Genomic DNA, 20,070 nt, shown 5'->3' with positions numbered 1-20,070 from the left:
TTCGGTGTAGGTGATCAGCCGGCCTCGGTGCCGGCCGGCATGTCGTTCTGGATCGCGGGCTGCGCGGACGTGGCCCGGCGGCGTCGGTGCGCCGCGTAGTAGGCGGCGAGGGTCACCAGGGAGAGCGCCGAGACGTACGCGGCGACGCCCCAGGGCGCGCCGTCGGCCGCGGCCACCAGTGCCGTGGCGATGAACGGGGCGGTCCCGGCGAAGGCGACACTCGATATCTCCCGGCAGAAGACGATGCCGGTGAACCGGTACTTCGTGTCGAACAGCTCGGCGAGGAACGCGCCCTGGGGGCCGAAGTTGACCGCGTAGGAGATCGCGAACGTCACGACGACGGTGAGCACGATCACCAAGGTGTCGCGGGTGCGCAGCAGCGCGAAGAACGGGAAGATGGCCAGCGCGGTGAACACCGTGCTCAGAACCAGTACGCGCAGCCTGCCGACCCGGTCGGACAGCCTGCCCGAGATGAGCAGCACGCCGATCGCCACGCAGTTGGCGATGAGAACCGCGAGCAGGCCGACATCGCTGCTCAGCCCGAGCGTCCGCTCGATGTAGCTCACCGAGAAGGTGGCGATCGTGTAGGACACCGCCGACGGCCCCACCATGCACCCCAGGCCGATCAGCGCCTCGGCCGGGCGGTTGCGGAGCAGGTCCAGGATGGGCAGGCGCCCCTGCGTACCGGCCTTCCGCTCCGCCTCGAAGTCGCCGGTCTCCGCCAGGCCCGTCCTGAGGAAGAAGGCGAACAGGAACAGCGCGCCGGCGCTGATGAACAGGGCCCGCCAGCCCCAGGTCAGCAGCACGTCCGAGGCGAAGGCGGACATCAGGTAGAACACCAGCGTCGCGAGGAACGCGCCGGCCATGGCACCCGCGGGGACCGCCGCGGTGAACAGGCCGCGGCGTGCGGAGGGAACGGACTCCGCGACGTACGTGACGGCCCCCGCGAACTCGGCTCCGGCTCCGAAGCCCTGCACGATGCGCAGGACGACGAGCAGGACCGGTGCGAGGACGCCCGCGGTCTCGTAGGTCGGCAGGCAGCCGATCAGCAGGGTGCTGACGCCCATCATGGAGATCGTGAAGATCATCGTGGGCTTGCGCCCGTACCTGTCGCCGAAGTGGGCGACCAGCAGGCCACCGAAGGGGCGTGCCGCGAACCCCACGCCGAAGGTCGCGAAAGAGGCCAGGGTGGCCACCGTCTCGGACTGGTTGGAGAAGAAGAGCGGGCCGAACACGATGGCCGAGGCGGCGGCGTAGAGCGCGAAGTCATACCATTCCAGGATGGTGCCGACCGTGCTCGCCACGACCGCCCGTCGGCCGGTCGCGGAAAGGGGTGCCGGTGACGGTGGTGAACCGGTGGTGGGGGGAGAAGACATCGTTACCTTACGCAACACGGTCTTGGGGGAATCGCGGGCGGGAGCCCTGTTCGCCGGGTGATCCGCCCGGCCGGCGCCGGCGGGTCAGCGCGAGCCGGGCGGCGGGCCGACGTACTTCAGGATCCACAGGCCCTGGTTCTTGTCGGTGATGTAGATGTGACCGCGCTTGTCCACCACCACGTCCTCGGTCTGCAGGACGGGCAGGGCGTCGGCGGGCTCGCCCTCACGGGCCAGGGGCAGCGGCCCGTAGCGCTTGCGGGGCTCCGGCGGGATGAAGTAGCCGACCTCGCGCGGCAGCCGCTTGTTGGTCACGTCGTAGACGCGCAGCCCGGCGTTGAAGTGGGCCATGTAGAACAGCCCGTTCATGGGCTGGACGTCGGGGCTGTAGAGGTGGTGGTTCATGTTGTGCGGGCCCGACCAGCCGCCACGGGTGGTGAAGTCGTCGTAGGGGGCGCCCCGGGGCGGGATGGGTTCCGGCAGCAGCGACAGCAGGAACGGGTTGGCCGGGTCGGAGATGTCGATGATCGAGGAGTGGTGGGCGGGGCCCCTGCCGTAGGAGATGTTCTCGGAGTTGGCGAAGGCGATGCCGCGCTCGGGGACGGGCAGCACGCCGTGGACGCCGAACTGGGCGTGGAACGGCGGGGAGAACTGCAGTTGCCCCACCTGGCGCGGGCGCGACACGTCGGAGATGTCGAGGATGATCAGCCCGGCGGCCCCGTAGGGCAGGTAGACCAGGTTCTCCACGGGGTACGGCGGGCCGTGCAGGTGGACGTGCGCGCCGTTGCCGCAGCAGAAGCCGTGGGTGTGCAGCGCGCCGCCGGGCGGCGGCGTGCTCTGGCCCGTCTCCTGGCCGGGCACCCACCAGCGGCCCGCGATCTTCGGGTTGCGGCGGTCGGAGATGTCGAGGATGACGTAGATGTTGCCGGTGAAGCCGGGCATGGCCGCCGACAGGTGGGCGTAGTCGCCGCCCGCGTAGAGGTTGCGGTGGGTGCCGGTGCCGCCGGTCTTCCAGTGGGCGAGCTGGACGGGGTGCTCAGGGCGCGAGATGTCCCAGATCAGCACCCCCTCCAGGTACGGCACGGTCGGATCGGAGCCCGGCGCGCCCTCCGGGAACACCTTCTCCATCGCGGTGATCATCGTGTCGCCGTGCAACGTGACCTGGTTGCCGATGGTGTTGCCCTGCGGTCCCGGGATCGGCGTGAAGCGCAGCACCTTCGCCGCGGCCGGATCGGTCACGTCCACGACGCTCCACCCGGCCTCCCAGAAGTGCCCCGTGTAGAGGTACCACCGGCCGTTCTTCTCCTTGATCGACATCTTGAAGGCGGGCCGCTCGTCGAGGTCGCAGTAGCCGAGCACCTCGACGTTGCGCGCGTAGGCGCCTTTGGGCGGGCGTACCCTGACGTCCCCCGGCTGAGCGTCGGCGTGGGCCGCGGACGCACCGCCGAGCGCGGCCGCGGCACCCGCTATCGCGGCGGAGGCGCGCAGCGTCTCTCTCCTGGACATGCGATGAGTGGACAAGAACCGCTCCCTGGATCTTTGTTCCTGGCCCAACAAGGGTTGACCGAGAACGAGTGATTCGTCCAATATTTGATTCGGTGTCGACTAATAGCGATCGCATATCAAGCGCGTCCGACCTGCGGCGCATGGAGTACTTCATCGCGGTCGCCGAGGAGCTCCACTTCGGCCGGGCCGCCCAGCGGCTGCACATGTCGCAGCCGCCGCTCAGCACGCAGATCCAGCGGCTTGAGCAGGAGGTCGGGGCCCGGCTGCTGCGCCGTACCAAGCGGAGCGTGGAGCTGACGGCGGCGGGAGAGGTGTTCCTCCAGGAGGCGCGGGCCACGGTGCGGCAGGCGGCCCGCGCCGCCGAGCGGGCCCGCGCGGCGGCGCGGGGCGAGCTGGGCAGGCTCGACCTCGGCGTGATCGACGCCGCGCTCTACGGCGTGGCCCCGCAGATCATCCGCCGGTTCACCGAGCGATATCCCGGGGTGGAGCTGACCGTGAGCGAGCGTCGCGGCGACGAGCAGGTGGCGCTCATCGCGGCGGGAAAGCTGCACGCGGGCTTCGTCCACCCGCCGGTCCGCCAGCCGGCCGTGGCCGTGGAGGTGCTGCACACCGAGCCGTTCGTGCTCGCGATGCCCGAAAGCCACCCGCTGGCCGCCCGGGAACGGGTGTCGCTGGCGCAGGTGTGCGCGCACCCGCTCATCCAGGCGCCCAGGTCGGTCAACCCCGAGGGGCACGACAGCATGATCGCGATCTGCCGGGAGCGGGGGCTGCGGCCGAACATCGCCAGGGAGGCCAGCCCCAAGCAGACGATCATCGCGCTCGTCGCCGCCGGGCTCGGCGCCTCGGTGGTGCCCGCCGTGCTGGCGCGCCACCCACACCCCGGGGTGGTCTACCGGCCGATCGAGGACGGCGGCTTCGGCATCAGCACCGCGCTGGCCTGGCGCCGGCAGAACCCGGAGCCGACGGTACTGGCCCTCTTGGACGTGGCCCGCGAGCTACGGGACGCCGCCACGCCATAGCCCCCGGCGTCCTGCACGGCGCGGCCGGCCACGAGGCGGTGGCGAAAAGGACCGCGTGCCGCGGTTGATTCTGGAGCGGCTCCAGCTCATCCGGGCGGGGCGGCGCCTGGGCCTCGGACTGCGCGAGCTCGGCGAGCTGCTGTCCGCGCTGACGAGAACGCGGACGTGCCGGTGGACCGCCTGCGCCGGCTGCTCGGCGACAGGCTGCGGACGGTGGATCACGAGCTCGACCGTCTGCGGCGACTGCGTGCCGCGCTGGCCGACGCCCTGGACGGCATGGACAAGGGCGAGTGCCCCGCGGCCGGCTCGCCCGACCCCATCGGCACGCTGCCCGGCTGCGCGGAGATCGCATGAACGCCGATCGGATCGGCGTGGGGGCGGGGGTCGCGACCGTCGTGTGCGGTTTGGTGCTCAGCGCCATCGCGTTCGCCAACCCCGGGCTGTATCTGCAGCCGAGCGGCTTCCCGATGCCGGTGGGGCGGTTCGTCCAGGCCACGAACACGGCACCCGACCTGGTGCTGGTGTCGTTCGCGATCGACATGGTGTACGTGATCGCCTACGTCGCGCTGTTCGTGGCGCTCCACGGCAGAACGGCACGGCGGCGGCGCGCGTTCGCCACCGTCGGCGCGGCCGGCGTCGGCCTGGTCGCGGTGGCCGACATGATCGAGAACGCGTTCTTCGTGACGTACGCGCTGCAGGCCAAGGCGGGCATCCCGCTCACCGACCCGCCCGCGGTGCTCCTTCACCTGATCACCCACGTCAAGATCTACGGCCTCGTTGTGGCGCTGGCCTTCCTGGCGCTCGCGCTCCCGCTGGACGGCAGGCTGCCCCGCGTCCTGGTCGCGCTGATGGCCGTGACGGTGCCGGCGAGCGTCCTCGGCATGGTGATGCCGTCGGCCGAACCGCTGCGCGTCATCCCGCAGACGGCCGTCGTGCTCTGCCTGATCGTCTACTTCCGGCGCGGCGCGCCCGCACGTGAGGCGCTCGGCGAGCCCCGGGTCGCGTAGCCGGTTCCCGGGCGCGGCGGTCGATGTGTACACTCGTACATATGTGCCCCGCCCAGCGGCGGTCCCGCCGCCATGACCCTGGGCGGCGGGACCGGCTCATCGACGCAGCCCTCACCGTCATCGCCCAGCGCGGCGTGGCGGGTACGACGCATCGGGAGATCGCCCGCGTCGCCGATGTGCCGCTGGGCTCGATGACCTACCACTTCGCGTCCCTGGACGAGGTGCTCGCCGAGGCGTTCACCCGGCACGCCGACTCGGTGGCCCGCGTCTTCGACGAGCGTCTGAGCGCGGCCCCCGACCGTGCCGCGGCCGCGGAGGCCGTCATCGCGCTGGTGGCCGACGACCTGCTCGGCTCACAGCACGACCTGGTCTTGACCGTGGAGCTGTACGTGGCGGCGGCGCGCAACCCCGCGCTGAGATCCGTCACCCAGGCGTGGATGCGTCGCAGCCGGCAGGCGCTGGAACGCCACTTCGACGCCACCACCGCCCGGGAGCTCGACGCGCTCATCGAGGGGCTGGTGCTGCACAGCGCCCTGTCGACCGACCCGATGACGCCCGAGCAGATCCGCCACGCCGTCCTCCGCTACCTGCGCTGAAGCCACCACCCGCACCGACAGGCCCACCCCTCGTCGCCACCGCGATCGGAATCACCATGCCCGCTGCCGTTCCCCTGACCGCGCCCGCCGCGCCCACGCGGCGGGCACGCCTGGCCCGCGCCGCCGTCGCCACGCTGTTCCTCACCAACGGCGCCCTGTTCGCCAACGTCGTACCGCGATACCCGCAGATCAAGGAAGATCTCGGCCTGAGCAACGCCGTCCTCGGCACCGCGCTGGCCGCGCTTCCGCTCGGCGCGCTGCTGGCCGGGCTCCTCGCGGGCGCCGCGATCCGCCGGTTCGGCTCCTCGCGCGTGGCGGCCATCGGGATCGTGCTGCTCGCCGCCGCGACGCTCGTCATCCCGTTCGCGCCGAACTGGATCGCCTTCGGCGCCGTGCTGTTCGCCGTGGGCGCCCTCGACGCCATCGTGGACGTCGCCCAGAACGCGCACGGCCTGCGGGTGCAGCGCCTCTACGGCCGGTCCATCGTCAACTCCTTCCACGGCGTGTGGAGCATCGGCGCCGTCCTGGGCGGCCTGATGGGCTCGGCCGCCGCCGGGCTGCGCACCCCACTCCCGGTGCACCTGGGCATCTCCGCGGCGCTGTTCGGCGCCGTCGCCCTCGTCGCCTACCGGTTCCTGCTGCCCGGCCCGGAGGACGCCGAACGCCCCGCCCAGGCCCAGGACCTCGCCGCCGCCGACGGCCACCCGGCCGCGCCGCCCGCACGTCGCGGGGGCCGGCGGGCCTTCACCGGCGCGACCGGCGCGGCGGTGCGCATGCTCGCCGCGCTCGGTGTGCTCGCCGCCTGCGGCGCGTTCGTGGAGGACGCCGGCGCGTCCTGGGGCGCCATCTACCTCAGCGGCGACCTGCGCACCAGCGCCGCCACCGCCGGCCTGGCCTTCGTGGCGCTCCAGGCCGCCATGACCGTCGGCCGCCTCACCGGCGACCGCGCCGTGGACCGCTTCGGCCAGCGCACCGTGGTCCGCGCCGGAGGGGCACTGGCCGCCGTCGGCATGGGCGCCGCACTCGCCGCGCCGTCCGTGGGAACCACACTGGCCGGCTTCGCCCTGGCCGGGCTCGGCGTCGCCACCCTCGTGCCGGCCGCCATGCACACCGCGGACGAACTCCCGGGACTGGCCAACGGCACCGGCCTGACCATCGTCAGTTGGCTGCTGCGTGGCGGATTCCTGCTGTCCCCACCCCTCGTCGGACTCGTCGCCGACCTCACCAGCCTGCGCGTCGGCCTGCTCGGCGTCGTGCTCGCCGGCGCCCTCACCGTCATCCTCGCCCGCGTCCTGGTGAACCGCACCTCCGGGTAGCCCTCCGGCCGGACGCGGCGTCCGGCCTCACTCGGCGTCCGGCGGCAACGGGACGTCGAAGGCGTTGAGCACCATCGAGATGCTGGAGTACTGAGCGATCAGGAAGACCAGCTCCGCCATGCCGAGCTCGCCGAAGGCGTCGATCGCGGCGAGGTAGAGCGCGCCCGGAAGCGGGGCGCCGGCGTAGAGGCGCGCCGCCACATCGTGGGCGACCGTCTCCTCCGGCGTCAGCTCCGCGGGCCGCTGGCCGGCGACCAGGCCCGCGACGACGCCGCTCGACAGCCCGATCTCCAGCGCGATCCTGCCGTGGGAGTACAGCTCGTACGCGGCGCCGTACCGCGATCCGATGGTGAGGATGGCGACCTCACGCACCCGCGCCGGAAGCACGCTGCCGCTGGTCACGGACGTGAACCAGTCCAGCAGCGGCCGGGCGAGATCGGGGAAGCGCAGCATCACGGGGAACGGCCCGATCAGCGCGCCGCTGTCGTCCATCGAGGTGAACGGGGTGCGCAGGCCGCTCATGATCTTCCGTACGTGATCGTCGAGCGGGCGTTGCTCCTCGGACAGTTCGGCTGGGGGGATGGGGGGCATTCTCACGGGTTCCTCCTGCCGGCCGTGATGAGCTCGATGAACCTCTCGGTGTCGATGTTGCCGCCCGAGGCGATGAGGCCGATCCGCTGCGGGGGGTCCTCGACGCGCCCGGCCATGAGGGCGGCCAGGGCGGTCGCGCCGCTGGGTTCGAGGACGATCTTCAGGCGCTCGAAGGCGAACCGCATCGCGTGGATGATCTCCTCCTCGCCGACGAGGACGACGGCGTCCACGAGCCGCTGGTTGACGGCGAAGGTGATCTCACCGGGAGTGGGCAGGGCCTGGCCGTCGGCGATGGTGCGGGGCACGGGGATGGTGACGCGCCGGCCGCTCTCCAGGGAGCGCTTGGTGTCGTCGCCGTTCTCCGGCTCGACCCCGATGACCCGGATCGCGGGGTGCAGGGCCTTGGCGGCGGTGGCGCTGCCGGCGATGAGCCCGCCGCCTCCGACGGGCACGACGAGGGCGCCGAGCTCGCCGGTCTCCTCCAGCAGTTCGAGGGCGGCGGTGCCCTGCCCGGCGATGACGTGGGGGTGGTCGTAGGGCGGGATGAGGGCCAGGCCGCGGTCTTCGGCGAGGGCCTGGCCGAGTGCGGTGCGGTCCTGGGTGTAGCGGTCGTAGGTGAGGACCTCCGCGCCGTATCCGGCGGTGGCCTCCATCTTGGAGCGGGGGGCGTCCTCGGGCATCAGGATGACCGCGCCGGTGCCCAGCTCCCGGGCGGCCAGGGCGGTGGCCTGGGCGTGGTTGCCGGAGGAGTAGGCGGCGACGCCCTTGGCGAGCTGCTCGGGGGAGAGCTGCGCGGCGGCGTTGTAGGCGCCGCGGAACTTGAAGGCGCCGACGCGCTGGAAGTTCTCGCACTTGATGAACACCTCGGCGCCGACGAGGGCGTTCAGGGTGCGGGAGGTGAGCACCGGGGTGCGGTGGGCGACGCCGTTCAGGCGGGCGGCGGCCTCGCGGACGTCGTCGAACGATACGGGCAAAGCGGTGGCCATGGTGTGTCCTTGCGGTGGAGGAAAACGCGGGGGGATGTCAGTCGAGGGCGGCGATGGCGTGCACCTCCACAGCGGCTCCGTAGTGCAGTTCCTTCACCCCGGCCACGGCCCGCTGGGGGCGGTGGGCTCCCATCCACAGCGCGTAGAGGCGGTCGAACTCCGGCCAGTCGGCGATGTCGGTCACGTACACGGTCACCGACAGCAGCCGGTGACGGCCGGTTCCGGCGGCGTCCAAGCACGCGTCGATGTTGCGCAGCACCTGCTCGGCCTGGACCCCGAACGGCTCGCGGCCGAGCTTCTCGCCCTCCGGCGTGACCGGAAGCTGGCCGGAGATGTAGGCGAGCCCGCGGTGCACCACGACGTGCGAGTAGTGGCCGGCGGGCGGCATCAGGTCCGGGCTGTCGATCAGGTACGGCGCCGGTGACGCGGCGGAGGGGACGGGATCGGCGGCCGATCCTGCGGCGGTCATGCGGGGCCCTTCACTTGGTGTAGTTGTAGACGGTCGCCCGGCTCACACCGAGCAGGTCCGCGATGGTCTGCGCGGCGTCACGCGAGTCGAAGTAGCCGTCCTGGTGCAACCGGCGTACCAGTGCCTTCTTGTCCTCCCGGCTGAGCGACCTCGGCGTGCCCGCGCGTTCCGCGGCCAGGGCTTCCACCACCTGGCGCAGCTCGCGCGCGTTGCGGTCGCGCAGCGTCTCAAGAGGCTGGTCGCGGTGCTCGGCGTCGGTGGCGACGAGGTTGGACAGGGCCAGCGTGACCGGCGAGAGCACGGAGACGTCGAGGTTCAGGCACAGGGCCGCGATGTACTCGCCCGCGGCGTTCTTGATGCCGATGGACGTGCTCTTGGCCGGGCGGCCGTCGGGGAACCGGTTGGGGTAGTTCTGGATGACGCTGGGGTACTCCGGGTCGGCGATGCGGGCCAGGCCCAGCTCCGTTGCCGAGTCTCCCACCTGGCGGCCGGAGAGGTTGTTCTCGATGACCCGGATCGCGTGCCGCGGGTTGCGCAGGTCGTGCAGGACCACTTCGCACAGGCCGGGGAACATCCGGCCCAGGGCGACGGCGATCTTCTCCGCCTCGCGGATGAGATGCTCGTCGGCCTCGTTCACCTCGTGCGCTTCGGCGGTGCCGCGGCGCTGGCTCCGCTCCGTGCCGTCGGTCACGTGGCCCATGGGACCTCCCTTCGACATATTTTCTAAATCTAGATAGTAGTCCTAAGTGGAGGTCGCCCGCCAGCGGCCCGGCGAGAAACGCGCGCCGTCCGCGGCCCCGGGACGCCGAAGGCGGCTGCGCCCCCGGCGCCGGGGGCGCAGCCGCCTGGCAGACCGAGCCGGTCACGCCGGCGGCATGCCCCAGGCCGGGTCGTGCAGCACCTCGTCGTGGCTGGCGTCGAGCCGCTCGCCGGTCCAGCGGATGGCGCCCGGCGTACGGCCGAACCGGGGTACGACGGCCGGCATGCGCATCGGCCCGCACTCCGGATCGTCCACCGCCTCGATCGAGCCCCTGGCGCGGTAGTGCGGGTCTGCGAAGATGTCGGCGATGTCGTACTCGACGCAGTAGGCGACGTCGTTGTCGTCGCAGATCTTCTTCAGCTCCTCCGCCGAGTGCCGCCCGACCCATCCGGCGAGGATCTCGTCGAGTTCCGCACGGTGCTCCAGCCGGGCCGCGTTGGTGGCGAAACGGGGATCCGCCGGCAGCCCGGGCCCGCCCACGGTGTGGAGAAGGCGCTCGGCGACGGGCTGGGTGCTGGCCGTCAGCGAGAACCACTTCCCGTCGGCGGTCCGCCAGGTGCCGACCGGCGAGACGTACGTGTTCGACGTCCCGTCGCGGCCGATGACCCTGGCCTCCTGGTCGTAGGTGGTGGTCATCAGCTCCATGACCCGGAAACACGCCTCGTACAACGCGAGGTCGATCTCCTGTCCCTGCCCGGACCGCAGGCGCTCCACGTACGCGGCGAGCACCGCGGCCGTGCCGGTCAGGGCGCCGAAATAGTCGCCCACCGGAATGCCGGGATGCACGGGCGGACGGTCGGGAAAGCCGTTGATCGAGGAGAAACCGCTGAACGACTGGGCGATCCGGCCGAACGCCCGGTGGTTCCGGTTGGGACCGGTCTGCCCGAAGCCGCTGACGCGCAGCATGATGAGGCCGGGATTGCCGTCCCGCAACGACGCGTAGTCCAGGCCCCAGCGCTCCATCGTGCCCGGCGTGAAGTTCTCGATGAGAATGTCGGCGGCCTTGACGAGACGGCGCAGGATGTCGCGGTCGCCGTCGTCGCGCAGGTCCAGCGCGACCGAACGCTTTCCGCGGCCGTTGACCTTCCACCACAGCGGGGCGCCGGAGTGCGAGCCGAGCTTGCGGATCGGGTCGCCGATCCCGGGCTGCTCGATCTTCACCACATCGGCGCCCCAGTCGGCGAGAAACGTACCGATCATCGGCCCGGCGACGAGCTGTCCGATGTCGAGCACCCGGATTCCCACGAGCGGCCCCTGCGGTGTGGGCCGCTTATTCTTCGCCGTCATGCATCCTCCACGGTCGCGTGCCCCGACGATACCGATGGGCCCTGCGTGGAAAATGGTGGTGTTTCCACCAGTCACGCGGCATTTCGATTTCGGGAGCACGCGGAATACTGGTTACGAGCGCACCACGTTGTTTCCCGGCCGCCGGCGTTAACGTGACCTCCGTGGGCGAAATGGATATCGGCAATACTCGGCGCGACGCCGCGGCGGTCGCCGGCGTCGGCCATACCGAGTACTCCAGGAATTCGGGCGTCACGACGCTCACGCTGGCCGTCCGCGCGATCCAGGCCGCGCTCGCCGACGCCGGCCTTTCGCGGCGTGACGTGGACGGCGTCGCCTGTCACCGCGTGGGCGACTCCGCCGATCCCGCGCTGGTGGCGCAGACACTCGGCGTCCGGGATCTGAGGTTCGTGCGGGACGTGTTCGGTGGCGGCAGTTCCTGCATCGCGCCGCTGGACGCGGCGGCGTCTGCGGTCGCGGCCGGGCAGGCCCGCTGCGTCGTCGTGTGGCGGGCGCTCAACGGCCGCTCGGGCGTGCGGATGGCCGGTGCGGCGTCGAATCCGGCGTTGTCGGCGGACGCGCAGTATTGGCTGCCGTATCGCCACATATCAGCGCCACAGCAGTTCGCGATGTTCGCCCGCATGTACCGGCACAAGTACGGTGTGACCGCCGAGGACCTGGGGCGGGTGGCCATCGCGCAGCGGGCCCACGCCGCGCTCAACCCCCGGGCCATGATGCGGCAGCCGATCACGATGGACGACTACCTCGGGTCGCGGTGGATCGCGGAACCTCTCCGGCTGCTCGACTGCTGCCTGGAGAGCGACGCCGCCGTCGCGCTGGTCGTGACCTCGGCGGCGCGTGCTCGCGACCTCAGGCGGACGCCGGTCACCATCACGGCCACGGCCTTCGGCGGGGGCAACCAACTGGCGTCCAATCACCACTCCGATCCGACGGTGCCGGGCGCCGCCATCATGGCCCCGCGGCTCTACGCCGCCGCCGGGCTCGGTCCTGACGACATCGACCTCGCCGAACTGTACGACGCGTTCACCCCCCTCGTGCCGCTGCAACTGGAGGCGTACGGCTTCTGCGAGCCGGGCGAGGCGGCCCACATGATCGCGGACGGCGCCACCCGCCTCGGCGGCGCCTTGCCGGTCAACACCCACGGCGGCCACCTTTCGGAGGGTTACGTGCACGGGCTCAACCATGTCGCCGAAGCGGTGCTCCAACTGCGTCACGAGTGCGGCGAACGCCAGGTGCCGGGCGCCGAGGTCGCGCTCTCGACGGCGCAACCCGGCGTGTACAGCGGCCTCACCGGCGCCGTGATCCTCAAGCGGGCCGCATGAGCGCGCGGCCGTATCCGGTGCCCGATCCGGACTCCGCTCCATGGTGGGAGGCGCTGCAGCGCCGCGAGTTCGTGCTGCAGGCGTGCGCGTCCTGTCAGCGGTTGCGCTGGCCGGCCAGGGCGATCTGCAACGACTGCGGTTCGGACAGGTGGACATGGGCGCCGGCCTCCGGGCGCGGCGCCATCGCGTCCTGGACGGTGACGCACCCGTCCAGGACGGCGGGCGGGCGGCCGTTCGTCGTCGTCCTGGTGCGGCTCGACGATCAGGACGACATTCTGGTGCCGGGCCATTACGACGGGCCCCCGGACGGCGCCGGACTCGCCATCGGGCTGCCCGTCGAGGCCGGCTTCGAGGATGTCGAGGCCGGCGACGACGGACGGCGTCTGGTTCTGCTGCGCTGGCGCCGGGCGGCTCAGGGGGGTTGAGCGCCGCGCTCAGCCGGTGAGGAGTTCGGACACGCGCTCCCGGGCCTCCTGGTCCTCCAGCATGTGCACCATGATCAGCAGGTTGGGATGGTCGAGCGGCCGGAGCTGAACGAGCCGAGCCCGGACGCTGCCGATGTCGGGGTGCTCGATCCTCTCCGTGTGGCCGTCGAAGCCCTGCACCTCGTGGCGCCGCCAGGTTCTCCGGAAGAAGTCGCTGTCCTCGTTGAGCTGGTCGATCACCTGGGTGAACCGCATGTCACCCGGGTACTTGGCGGCCTCGGCCCGGAACCGCGCGATGGCGAACTCCGTCTCCGTCTCCCAGTCGACCAGGCGTTCTCTGAGCTCGGGACACATGACCTGGATCCACAGCCCGTTGCGGTGCTCCTCGTCCAGCGTGGCCGGATCGACGAACAGGCGCGCGTACGCGCGGTTCCAGGTGACGAGGTCGGTGACCGGCCGCATCAGGTGCGCCGGATGCGGCAGCAGGCTGTCCACCAGCGCGACCAGGGTCTCACTGACCTCCGGACGGCCGCACTCCACGTTCCGGGGAGCTATCCCGGCGAGGCGGCGCAGGTAGCGGTGCCCGTTGTCGTCGAGCCGCAGCGCACGGGCCAGCGCCTCGATGACCTGCGGCGTCGTGCGGATGTCGCGGCCCTGTTCCAGCCAGGTGTACCACGTGACGCTCACCGCGGCGGTGTCCGCCACCTCGTGACGCCGCAGGCCCTTCACCCGCCGGCGGCCCCGGCGGGGGATGCCGAGGTCTTCTGGCTGGAGCGACTCGCGCCGCGTCCGCAGGAAGGCCGCGAGTTCCTCGCGTCGAGCCCGTTCTTCAGTGCTCCGTGACGTACGAACTAGTTCATTCATGCTGGTTCCACTGTTCTTCGCACCATGGCGGAGGCGAGAGGTGGTGCCGCCGGCTGTGACGTGGTCCGGGGATGGGGGTGAGCCGCGTTGGGAGCGTCTCGTGGCGGTTGACGCGGTCGAAGGCGCGGCGCCTGCTGCGGGACGAGACCCGCTGCGGCCGTGGCCGGTGCGCCGGATCAGGGGGGCCTGTCGTCCCGCAGGTGATCCGCAGGGGGCGGCGAGGGCGTCGAGGGCCTCGCGCGTGCTCCGTGTGATCGCTATCGCGTCGCCGGTTCGCTTTCGGTCGGTTCGGCGATCAGGTGGCCAGGGCGGAATCGGGACGGCCCCGGAGGCGAAGGACATCCGTGGTGGCCATGGCTCGCATGCCACGCTCCTTCCTGGTTGAGCATCGCTAACACTACACTGCACCGAGTAGTGCAGTTAAGCAAGAGTTCGGAAGGACACGAGATGACAGCGGTCGAGCAGGTGCGTCGCCGAGGGCGTTCCCCACACAAGCGCGCCGCCGTGCTCGACGCGGCACAGGCGCTGTTTCTCGCGGACGGCTACGAGCGGACCAGCGTCGATGCGATCGCAGCCCGCGCGGATGTGTCGAAGAGGACGGTGTACGACCACTTCGGCGACAAGGAGCGCATCTACTCCGCCGTGGTGGATCGGGTGACGGAGAAGCTCCTGGCCGCCGTGCGAGCGGCGGTGGAGGAAGAACTGCCGGAAGGCCGCGACCTGCGGGCGGGATTGCTCGCGTTCGCGCGCCGCGTCGCGACCGCCACGTTCCCGTCCTCCGACTACGTGCTGTTCCGGAAGCTCAGCAACGTGGGCCCGGCCAAGCGCCGGGTTCCCGGCTCGGTGCGGAACGCGTCGAAGGAGCTGTTCGTACGGCGCATGGCGTCGTTCGCCGAGGCCGGAGCCATCACCACGGACAACCCGTGGCGCGCCGCGGAGCATTTCATCGCGCTCACGTTCCTGCTCGCCCTCGACACGCTCGACCCCACGGAGCAGGGCGCATGGGATGAGGTGGACGAGATCCTCGTTGACGGCGTGGACACGTTCCTCCGCGCCTACACCTGAGCCTCCGCACCGCGGGTGGGCCCGCGCCCGGGCCCCGTTACCGCGGGGCCGGTCACTGCGGGGCCGGTCACTGGGGGGCCATGCGGATGGCGCCGTCGAGCCGGATCGTCTCGCCGTTGATCATCGGGTTCTCCAGCACGTGGAGCGCGAGCGCCGCGTACTCGTCGGGAGCGCCGAGCCTGCTGGGATGCGGCACCATCCGCCCGAGGGACTCGCGCACCTTCCCGGGCAGCCGGGCCAGGAGCGGGGTGTCGAAGATGCCCGGGGCGATCGTCACGACGCGGATCAGCCTCGACGCCAGATCACGCGCCGCGACCAGCGTCATCCCGACGACCCCCGCCTTCGACGACGCGTACGGGATCTGGCCGATCTGCCCTTCCCAGGCCGCCACGGAAGCGGTCAGCACGATCGCGCCGCGCTCGCCGCCGGCCGGATCGGTGGCCGCCATCCGGGCCGCCGCCAGCCGCAGGACGTTGAACGAGCCCACCAGGTTCAGCCTGACGACCGCGGCGTAGTCCTCCAGCGAGCCCGGGCTGCCGTCCTTGCCCAGGACGCGCATGGGGTGCCCGCGCCCCGCGCAGTGCACGACGGCCCGCAGCGGGCCGAGTCTCTCGGCGGCGTCCAGCGCGGGGGCGACCCCGTCCTGTGTCGTCACGTCACCGGGCACGAAGACGGCGCCGTCGCCGATCTCCGCGGCCGCGGTGGCGCCCGCGGAGGACTCCAGGTCGAGCAACACCACCCTGGCACCGGCCTTGACGAGGCGGCGCGCCGTCGCGAGGCCGAGCCCCGAGGCACCGCCCGTCACGACAGCCGAGATCCCTGAAGTGTCCAATGCGTCTCCTCGCACACTGACGGGACGGGCGGCGCGCCCGTCGAAACGCTGGTCGGCCGGCCCTCGATGGTGATCTAGCCCTCGATGGTGATCGCGGCCTTCGGGCAGGCCCGGGCGGCGTTCTCGACCTGGTCCCGCATGGCTTCCGGCGGGTTCTCGTCGAGCACGTACAGGAAGTCGTCGTCACGCACTTCGAAGACCTCCGGCGCGGCCGCCATGCACAGGGCGTTGCTCTCGCAGAGGTCGTAGTTCACGGAAATCTTCATGTCCTCATGGTGCCCCGGCCGTCGCGCGTGTGTGTGACGGAACGAATAGGAGCACCGTCGCCACCACCTTTCACAGGAGTTCGACGATGGTGGCGTTCGCGGTGCCGCCGCCCTCGCACATGGTCTGCAGGCCGTAGCGGATGCCCCTGTCCCGCATGTGATGCAGCATCCGGGTCATCAGGATGGTGCCGGACGCGCCGAGGGGGTGGCCCACGGCGATGGCCCCGCCGAGCGGGTTGAGGACCCTGTCGTCCACGCCGAGTTCGGCCTGCCACGCCAGCGGGACCGGGGCGAACGCCTCGTTCACCTCGAAGACCCCGATGTCCGAGACCGAGAGCCCGGCCTTCTTCAGCACCTTCTGCGTGGCCGGGATCGGTCCGGTGAGCATCATCAGCGGATCGGCGCCGGAGACCGCGCCGGCGTGGTAGCGGGCGATCGGGGTGAGCCCGAGCTCCCTCGCCCGCTCCGGGGTGGTGATCAGGGTGGCCGAGGCGCCGTCGGAGATCTGCGAGGCGTTGCCCGCGTGGATCACTCCGTCCTCGCGGAAGGCCGGCTTGAGCCTGGCCAGCTTCCCGGCCGTGGTCCCGCGGCGGACGCCCTCGTCCGCGGTGAAGTCGGGCTTGCCGGGGATCGGGACGAGCTGCCCGTCGAAGGCGCCCGCGTCGATCGCGGCGGCGGCGAGCTCGTGGGACCGTGCGGCGTACTCGTCGAGCCGGCGCCGGGACAAGCCCCACCGGCGGGCGATCCGCTCCGCCCCGATGCCCTGGTTGAAATCCTCGCCCGGGAACTCACCGCCGGTCAGGTCCGCCGCGTACCGGGCGCGGACCAGCGGGCCGTAGGGCCGGCCGAGGTCGCGGCCGGAGCCGAGCGGCACCCTGGTCATGGTCTCCACGCCGCCCGCGACCACGACGTCGTACTGCCCGGCCATCACCATGCCGGCGGCGAGATCGAAGGCCGACTGGCTCGACCCGCACGCCCGGTTCACCGTGACACCCGGGACGGTCTCCGGCCAGCCCGCGGCCAGGACGGCGTACCGGCCGATCTGCGCGGCCTGGTCGCCGACCTGGTTGACGCAGCCCCAGATGACGTCGTCGATCACCCCGGGGTCGATCCCGGTGCGCTCCCGCAGCGCCCGCAGCACGTACGCGGACAGGTCGGCCGGGTGGACGTCGGCGAGGGCCCCGCCGCGTTTCCCGACGGGGGTGCGGACGGCGTCCACGATGACGGCTTCGGGCATGGGTTTCCCTCCGGATGCGGTCGGGGCGATGTCCGCAACGGTACGACACCCGTCGGCGCGCGCCGGAGTGGCGAGGGTGGCAGTACCGCTGCTGGCATGAGCCGACTCTGTTCGCGGCCGGACCCACGCGCTGATACTCGGGGTCAGTTCCGACGGAGGGTCTGGTGATGAACGCCGGTAAATCAGATGTGCTGCTCGTCGAAGGCGACGGCCCGGTACGAACGGTGACGATGAACCGTCCCGCGCGGCGCAACGCCGTCAACGAGGAGTTGCACACGGCGCTGGCGGACGTATGGGGCCGGTTGCGCGAGGACGAGGAGGTCCGCGCCGTCGTTTTCACCGGCGCCGGAAAGGCGTTCGCGGCCGGGGGCGACATGGAATTCCTCACCCGTGTCGCCGGCGAGCCGGAATATCGCTATCGGACGATGGCGGAGGCCCGGCGCATCATCACCGAAATGCTGGCCTTTCCCAAACCGGTCATCGCCGCCGTCAACGGCCCGGCCGTCGGCCTGGGCTGCAGCCTGGCCGTGCTGTCGGACGTCGTCCTCATGAGCGATCAGGCGTTCCTGGCCGATCCGCACGTGAGCCTGGGCGTCGTCGCGGCCGACGGCGGCGTGCTGGCCTGGCCCCTCATGATGAGCGTGCTCCGCGCGAAGGAGTACCTGTTCACCGGTGACCGGATCGACGCCGTCACCGCGGAACGCATCGGGCTGGCGAACCACGTCGTGCCGGCCGACCAGGTCCTGCCCCGGGCGTACGAGCTGGCCGAGCGGCTGGCGCGGCAGCCGCAGCAGGCGCTCTGGGACACCAAACGCGCCATCAACATGCACATGAGCAGGGCGATCACGAGCGTGATCGACTTCGCGTTCGCCTCCGAAAGCGAGACGTTCGCGCTCCCGCGGTTCCGGGACTCGCTCATGGCCTACACCGCCCAGCGCGGCATCAGCGCCCCCGCCGCGGCGGCACCCACGTCGTGACGGAGGAGACGTCGTGACGAACGAGAGGAGACGGATCATGGATGTTTCGCTCGACTGGCTGGTCTCGGTGGACGACCACGTGCTCGAACCGCCGCATGTCTGGCAGGACCGGCTGCCGGCCAGGTTCCGGGAGGCCGGCCCGCGAATGGTGCGGGACGACCAGGGCGAGGCGTGGGTCTTCGAGGGCAAGCGGATGCCGACCACCGGGCTGTCCGCGGCGGCCGGCAAGAAGAGGGAGGAGTTCAGCCCTCTCCCCGTGACCTACGACGACATGCGGCCGGGGTGTTACGACCCCGTCGCGCGCATCGAGGACATGAACCGCGCCGGGGTGCTGGCCTCGTTGTCGTTCCCGTCGTTCCCGAGGTTCTGCGGCCAGGCGTTCACCGAGGCCGGTGACCGCGAACTCGGGCTGCTGTGCGTCAGGGCCTACAACGACTGGATGATCGAGGAGTGGTGCGGCACGGCTCCGGGCCGGCTGATCCCGATGATCATCCTCCCGCTGTGGGACCCGCGTCTCGCGGCCCAGGAGATCGAGCGCACCGCGGCGATGGGCGCGCGGGCCATCGCCTTCAGCGAGAACCCGTACCCGCTGGGCCTGCCGTCCATCCACGATCCGAGCCGTTTCTGGGAGCCGATGATCGCCGCGGCGGCCGAGACGGAGATGCCGATATGCATGCACCTCGGCTCGTCCTCGCAGCTCCCGGCCACTTCGCCGGACATGCCGATGGCGGCGGTCATCGCGCTGACGCCGGTCGCCAGCACGGCCGCCGCGTGCATCGACTGGCTCTTCAGCCCCTGGCTGCCGCGCTACCCCGACCTCAAGCTGTGCCTTTCCGAAGGCGGCATCGGCTGGATCCCGTACGTGCTGGAGCGCTGCGACCACGTGGTCGAGGTGCACCGGGGCTGGGCCGCCAAGGGCGACTTCGGCGGCGATCTCACCACCGGCTCCGTCGGCGGCCGCAGCGACCTGGGCGGCCTGGACATGTCCGTGCTGCCGTCGGAGCTGTTCCGCAAGCACATGTTCGGCTGCTTCATCGAGGACCCGTTCGGGGTCGGCGCCATCGACAAGATCGGCGTGGACAACGTCATGATCGAGACCGACTACCCGCACACCGACTCGACCTGGCCGAACTCCATCGAGGTGGCGCACAAGCAGCTCGCGGGCCTTTCGGACGACGTCAAGCGCAAGGTCCTGCAGACCAACGCCGCGCGGGTGTTCCGCCTGGAGCTGCCCGAGCCGCCCGCGACGCGTCAGTGACGGGGCGATGAAGGTCTGGCTCTCGCTGCCCTTCCTGCCCGCGGACGGTCTGCGGCGGCTGACGCTCGCGGCCGAGGAGGCCGGCGTCACCGGTGTCGCGCTCTCGGATCACCCCTGCGTGCCGATCGGCTTCTCCTCGCCGTACCCCTACGGCGGCGGGAAGCCGGCCGTCCTGCCGCCGGAGGCGGAACTGCCCGATCCGCTCGTCGCCGCCGCCGGGCTCGCCGGTGCGGCGGCCGGCCTCCGGTTCATGACCGCGGTCCTCATCGCGCCGCTGCGGCACCCGGTGCTGCTGGCCAAGCAGGTGGCGACGGTGTCGGCGATGAGCGGCGGGCGGTTCGACCTCGGCGTGGGCGTCGGCTGGCTCCGGGAGGAGTTCGAGGCGCTCGGCCAGGCGGACTTCGACCGGCGGGGATCGGTTCTGAACGAGATGCTGCCGCTGCTGCGGCGGCTCTGGACCGGCAAGCCGGTCGCTCACGACGGCGATCATTTCTGCTTCGAGGCCGTCGCCGTGAACCCGGCCCCGCGGGCGGCCGTCCCGATCTTCGTCGGTGGAACCTCGAACGTCGCACTCCGGCGCTGTGCCGCGTTCGGGGACGGCTGGGTGGGGGCGAACCACTCGGTGGAGGAGCTGACCGGGATCGTCGCCAGGCTCGCCGAGGCGCGTGCCGAGGCGGGCACGCAGGACCGGCCCTTCGAGATCCGGACCGGTATCCGGGGCACGGTGACGCGGGCCCGGATGGCCGCCCTCCGCGAGCTCGGAGTCGACTCCTTCCTGCTCGCGCCATGGCAGATCGGGGAGCGGCGTGAGTCGATCCACGACCTTCCCGTGCACGACATCGCCGGCGCGCTCCCCGAGCTCGTCGAGCTGATCCGGACGGCGTAGGAGCCACGTA

22 protein-coding genes are annotated in these 20,070 nt (G+C 71.5%); 11 read left to right on the top strand and 11 right to left on the bottom strand.

The features are described from left to right. Nucleotides 1-14: 14 nt before the first annotated feature. Together HNP84_RS40285 and HNP84_RS40280 are read right to left on the bottom strand one after the other, a co-directional pair. Nucleotides 15-1,304 (bottom strand): MFS transporter, encoded by a 1,290-nt coding sequence (locus HNP84_RS40285; RefSeq protein WP_185055327.1) that lies wholly within the window; start codon nt 1,302-1,304, stop codon nt 15-17. 156 nt (nt 1,305-1,460) lie between these two features. Beyond that, the gene (locus HNP84_RS40280) at nt 1,461-2,879 is read right to left on the bottom strand and encodes an LVIVD repeat-containing protein (RefSeq protein WP_185055326.1); all 1,419 of its coding nucleotides are present in this window, start codon (nt 2,877-2,879) and stop codon (nt 1,461-1,463) included. A 92-nt stretch (nt 2,880-2,971) separates the two neighbouring features. Between HNP84_RS40280 and HNP84_RS52150 the strand changes: the two genes are divergently transcribed. The 5 genes from HNP84_RS52150 to HNP84_RS40265 all read left to right on the top strand — a co-directional run bounded on the left by HNP84_RS52150 (nt 2,972) and on the right by HNP84_RS40265 (nt 6,817). Then, entirely contained in the window at nt 2,972-3,898 is a 927-nt protein-coding gene (locus HNP84_RS52150; RefSeq protein WP_221337359.1) for a LysR family transcriptional regulator, read from the top strand. Between the two features lie 165 nt (nt 3,899-4,063). After that, nucleotides 4,064-4,252 carry a hypothetical protein gene (locus HNP84_RS52145; RefSeq protein WP_221337358.1) on the top strand — a complete coding sequence of 63 codons (189 nt, stop codon included), beginning with the start codon at nt 4,064-4,066 and terminating at the stop codon, nt 4,250-4,252. After that, nucleotides 4,249-4,905, top strand: a complete 657-nt coding sequence (locus HNP84_RS52140; RefSeq protein WP_221337357.1) for a hypothetical protein — start codon at nt 4,249-4,251, stop codon at nt 4,903-4,905. Before HNP84_RS52145 ends, HNP84_RS52140 begins: the two co-directional genes overlap by 4 nt. Before the next feature lie 41 nt (nt 4,906-4,946). Then, a complete protein-coding gene (locus HNP84_RS40270) occupies nt 4,947-5,501 on the top strand; it encodes a TetR/AcrR family transcriptional regulator (protein ID WP_185055324.1) in 555 nt (184 codons plus the stop codon). A gap of 56 nt (nt 5,502-5,557) precedes the next feature. Next, on the top strand, nt 5,558-6,817 hold the full coding sequence (locus HNP84_RS40265; protein WP_185055323.1) for an MFS transporter: 1,260 nt from the start codon (nt 5,558-5,560) through the stop codon (nt 6,815-6,817). 27 nt (nt 6,818-6,844) lie between these two features. Here HNP84_RS40265 and HNP84_RS40260 read toward each other — a convergent pair whose 3' ends face one another. From HNP84_RS40260 to HNP84_RS40240, 5 genes are all read right to left on the bottom strand, one after another. Next, nucleotides 6,845-7,414 (bottom strand): carboxymuconolactone decarboxylase family protein, encoded by a 570-nt coding sequence (locus tag HNP84_RS40260; protein ID WP_185055322.1) that lies wholly within the window; start codon nt 7,412-7,414, stop codon nt 6,845-6,847. Then, nucleotides 7,411-8,394 (bottom strand): threo-3-hydroxy-L-aspartate ammonia-lyase, encoded by a 984-nt coding sequence (locus HNP84_RS40255; protein WP_185055321.1) that lies wholly within the window; start codon nt 8,392-8,394, stop codon nt 7,411-7,413. The genes HNP84_RS40260 and HNP84_RS40255 overlap by 4 nt, the downstream gene beginning before the upstream one ends. Nucleotides 8,395-8,431: 37 nt before the next feature. Then, nucleotides 8,432-8,863 (bottom strand): RidA family protein, encoded by a 432-nt coding sequence (locus HNP84_RS40250; RefSeq protein ID WP_185055320.1) that lies wholly within the window; start codon nt 8,861-8,863, stop codon nt 8,432-8,434. Nucleotides 8,864-8,873: 10 nt separating this feature from the next. Continuing rightward, complete coding sequence (locus tag HNP84_RS40245; protein WP_312926829.1) at nt 8,874-9,554, bottom strand: helix-turn-helix transcriptional regulator; 681 nt, start codon at nt 9,552-9,554, stop codon at nt 8,874-8,876. 171 nt (nt 9,555-9,725) lie between these two features. Then, on the bottom strand, nt 9,726-10,910 hold the full coding sequence (locus HNP84_RS40240; RefSeq protein ID WP_185055318.1) for a CaiB/BaiF CoA transferase family protein: 1,185 nt from the start codon (nt 10,908-10,910) through the stop codon (nt 9,726-9,728). Nucleotides 10,911-11,080: 170 nt separating this feature from the next. Between HNP84_RS40240 and HNP84_RS40235 the strand changes: the two genes are divergently transcribed. Beyond that, nucleotides 11,081-12,250, top strand: a complete 1,170-nt coding sequence (locus HNP84_RS40235; protein ID WP_185055380.1) for a thiolase C-terminal domain-containing protein — start codon at nt 11,081-11,083, stop codon at nt 12,248-12,250. Beyond that, entirely contained in the window at nt 12,247-12,675 is a 429-nt protein-coding gene (locus tag HNP84_RS40230; RefSeq protein ID WP_185055317.1) for a Zn-ribbon domain-containing OB-fold protein, read from the top strand. The genes HNP84_RS40235 and HNP84_RS40230 overlap by 4 nt, the downstream gene beginning before the upstream one ends. 9 nt (nt 12,676-12,684) lie before the next feature. Here HNP84_RS40230 and HNP84_RS40225 read toward each other — a convergent pair whose 3' ends face one another. Next, entirely contained in the window at nt 12,685-13,539 is an 855-nt protein-coding gene (locus tag HNP84_RS40225) for a helix-turn-helix transcriptional regulator (RefSeq protein WP_185055316.1), read from the bottom strand. A gap of 447 nt (nt 13,540-13,986) precedes the next feature. Here HNP84_RS40225 and HNP84_RS40220 point away from each other — a divergent pair, with 447 nt between their 5' ends. Beyond that, complete coding sequence (locus HNP84_RS40220) at nt 13,987-14,604, top strand: TetR/AcrR family transcriptional regulator (RefSeq protein WP_185055315.1); 618 nt, start codon at nt 13,987-13,989, stop codon at nt 14,602-14,604. Between the two features lie 67 nt (nt 14,605-14,671). Here HNP84_RS40220 and HNP84_RS40215 read toward each other — a convergent pair whose 3' ends face one another. The 3 genes from HNP84_RS40215 to HNP84_RS40205 all read right to left on the bottom strand — a co-directional run bounded on the left by HNP84_RS40215 (nt 14,672) and on the right by HNP84_RS40205 (nt 16,939). Further along, complete coding sequence (locus HNP84_RS40215) at nt 14,672-15,436, bottom strand: SDR family NAD(P)-dependent oxidoreductase (RefSeq protein WP_185055314.1); 765 nt, start codon at nt 15,434-15,436, stop codon at nt 14,672-14,674. Between the two features lie 74 nt (nt 15,437-15,510). After that, nucleotides 15,511-15,702 carry a ferredoxin gene (locus HNP84_RS40210; RefSeq protein WP_185055313.1) on the bottom strand — a complete coding sequence of 64 codons (192 nt, stop codon included), beginning with the start codon at nt 15,700-15,702 and terminating at the stop codon, nt 15,511-15,513. Between the two features lie 70 nt (nt 15,703-15,772). Then, a complete protein-coding gene (locus HNP84_RS40205) occupies nt 15,773-16,939 on the bottom strand; it encodes a thiolase family protein (protein WP_185055312.1) in 1,167 nt (388 codons plus the stop codon). 167 nt (nt 16,940-17,106) lie between these two features. Between HNP84_RS40205 and HNP84_RS40200 the strand changes: the two genes are divergently transcribed. The 3 genes from HNP84_RS40200 to HNP84_RS40190 are packed head-to-tail and all read left to right on the top strand — an operon-like array spanning nt 17,107 to nt 20,060. Then, nucleotides 17,107-17,916: an enoyl-CoA hydratase/isomerase family protein gene (locus HNP84_RS40200; protein ID WP_185055311.1), complete on the top strand. Its 810-nt coding sequence runs from the start codon at nt 17,107-17,109 to the stop codon at nt 17,914-17,916. A 37-nt stretch (nt 17,917-17,953) separates the two neighbouring features. Then, the gene (locus HNP84_RS40195) at nt 17,954-19,174 is read left to right on the top strand and encodes an amidohydrolase family protein (RefSeq protein ID WP_185055310.1); all 1,221 of its coding nucleotides are present in this window, start codon (nt 17,954-17,956) and stop codon (nt 19,172-19,174) included. Between the two features lie 7 nt (nt 19,175-19,181). Continuing rightward, complete coding sequence (locus tag HNP84_RS40190; RefSeq protein WP_185055309.1) at nt 19,182-20,060, top strand: TIGR03619 family F420-dependent LLM class oxidoreductase; 879 nt, start codon at nt 19,182-19,184, stop codon at nt 20,058-20,060. Nucleotides 20,061-20,070: the final 10 nt, after the last annotated feature.

Origin of the sequence: Thermocatellispora tengchongensis (assembly GCF_014202315.1) — a bacterium.
GTDB classification, from domain to species: Bacteria; Actinomycetota; Actinomycetes; order Streptosporangiales; family Streptosporangiaceae; genus Thermocatellispora; species Thermocatellispora tengchongensis.
The sequence above is the reverse complement of the archived record's forward strand: the minus strand, read 5'-3'. Positions and strand labels throughout refer to the sequence as shown.

What these genes read in the sequence shown, in the direction of transcription:
- HNP84_RS40280 (WP_185055326.1), bottom strand. Translation starts at nt 2,879, where the DNA reads ATGTCCAGGAGAGAGACGCTGCGCGCCTCCGCCGCGATAGCGGGTGCC.
- HNP84_RS52140 (WP_221337357.1), top strand. Translation starts at nt 4,249, where the DNA reads ATGAACGCCGATCGGATCGGCGTGGGGGCGGGGGTCGCGACCGTCGTG.
- HNP84_RS40270 (WP_185055324.1), top strand. Translation starts at nt 4,947, where the DNA reads ATGTGCCCCGCCCAGCGGCGGTCCCGCCGCCATGACCCTGGGCGGCGG.
- HNP84_RS40265 (WP_185055323.1), top strand. Translation starts at nt 5,558, where the DNA reads ATGCCCGCTGCCGTTCCCCTGACCGCGCCCGCCGCGCCCACGCGGCGG.
- HNP84_RS40255 (WP_185055321.1), bottom strand. Translation starts at nt 8,394, where the DNA reads ATGGCCACCGCTTTGCCCGTATCGTTCGACGACGTCCGCGAGGCCGCC.
- HNP84_RS40250 (WP_185055320.1), bottom strand. Translation starts at nt 8,863, where the DNA reads ATGACCGCCGCAGGATCGGCCGCCGATCCCGTCCCCTCCGCCGCGTCA.
- HNP84_RS40240 (WP_185055318.1), bottom strand. Translation starts at nt 10,910, where the DNA reads ATGACGGCGAAGAATAAGCGGCCCACACCGCAGGGGCCGCTCGTGGGA.
- HNP84_RS40235 (WP_185055380.1), top strand. Translation starts at nt 11,081, where the DNA reads ATGGATATCGGCAATACTCGGCGCGACGCCGCGGCGGTCGCCGGCGTC.
- HNP84_RS40230 (WP_185055317.1), top strand. Translation starts at nt 12,247, where the DNA reads ATGAGCGCGCGGCCGTATCCGGTGCCCGATCCGGACTCCGCTCCATGG.
- HNP84_RS40225 (WP_185055316.1), bottom strand. Translation starts at nt 13,539, where the DNA reads ATGAATGAACTAGTTCGTACGTCACGGAGCACTGAAGAACGGGCTCGA.
- HNP84_RS40220 (WP_185055315.1), top strand. Translation starts at nt 13,987, where the DNA reads ATGACAGCGGTCGAGCAGGTGCGTCGCCGAGGGCGTTCCCCACACAAG.
- HNP84_RS40210 (WP_185055313.1), bottom strand. Translation starts at nt 15,702, where the DNA reads ATGAAGATTTCCGTGAACTACGACCTCTGCGAGAGCAACGCCCTGTGC.
- HNP84_RS40205 (WP_185055312.1), bottom strand. Translation starts at nt 16,939, where the DNA reads ATGCCCGAAGCCGTCATCGTGGACGCCGTCCGCACCCCCGTCGGGAAA.
- HNP84_RS40200 (WP_185055311.1), top strand. Translation starts at nt 17,107, where the DNA reads ATGAACGCCGGTAAATCAGATGTGCTGCTCGTCGAAGGCGACGGCCCG.
- HNP84_RS40195 (WP_185055310.1), top strand. Translation starts at nt 17,954, where the DNA reads ATGGATGTTTCGCTCGACTGGCTGGTCTCGGTGGACGACCACGTGCTC.
- HNP84_RS40190 (WP_185055309.1), top strand. Translation starts at nt 19,182, where the DNA reads ATGAAGGTCTGGCTCTCGCTGCCCTTCCTGCCCGCGGACGGTCTGCGG.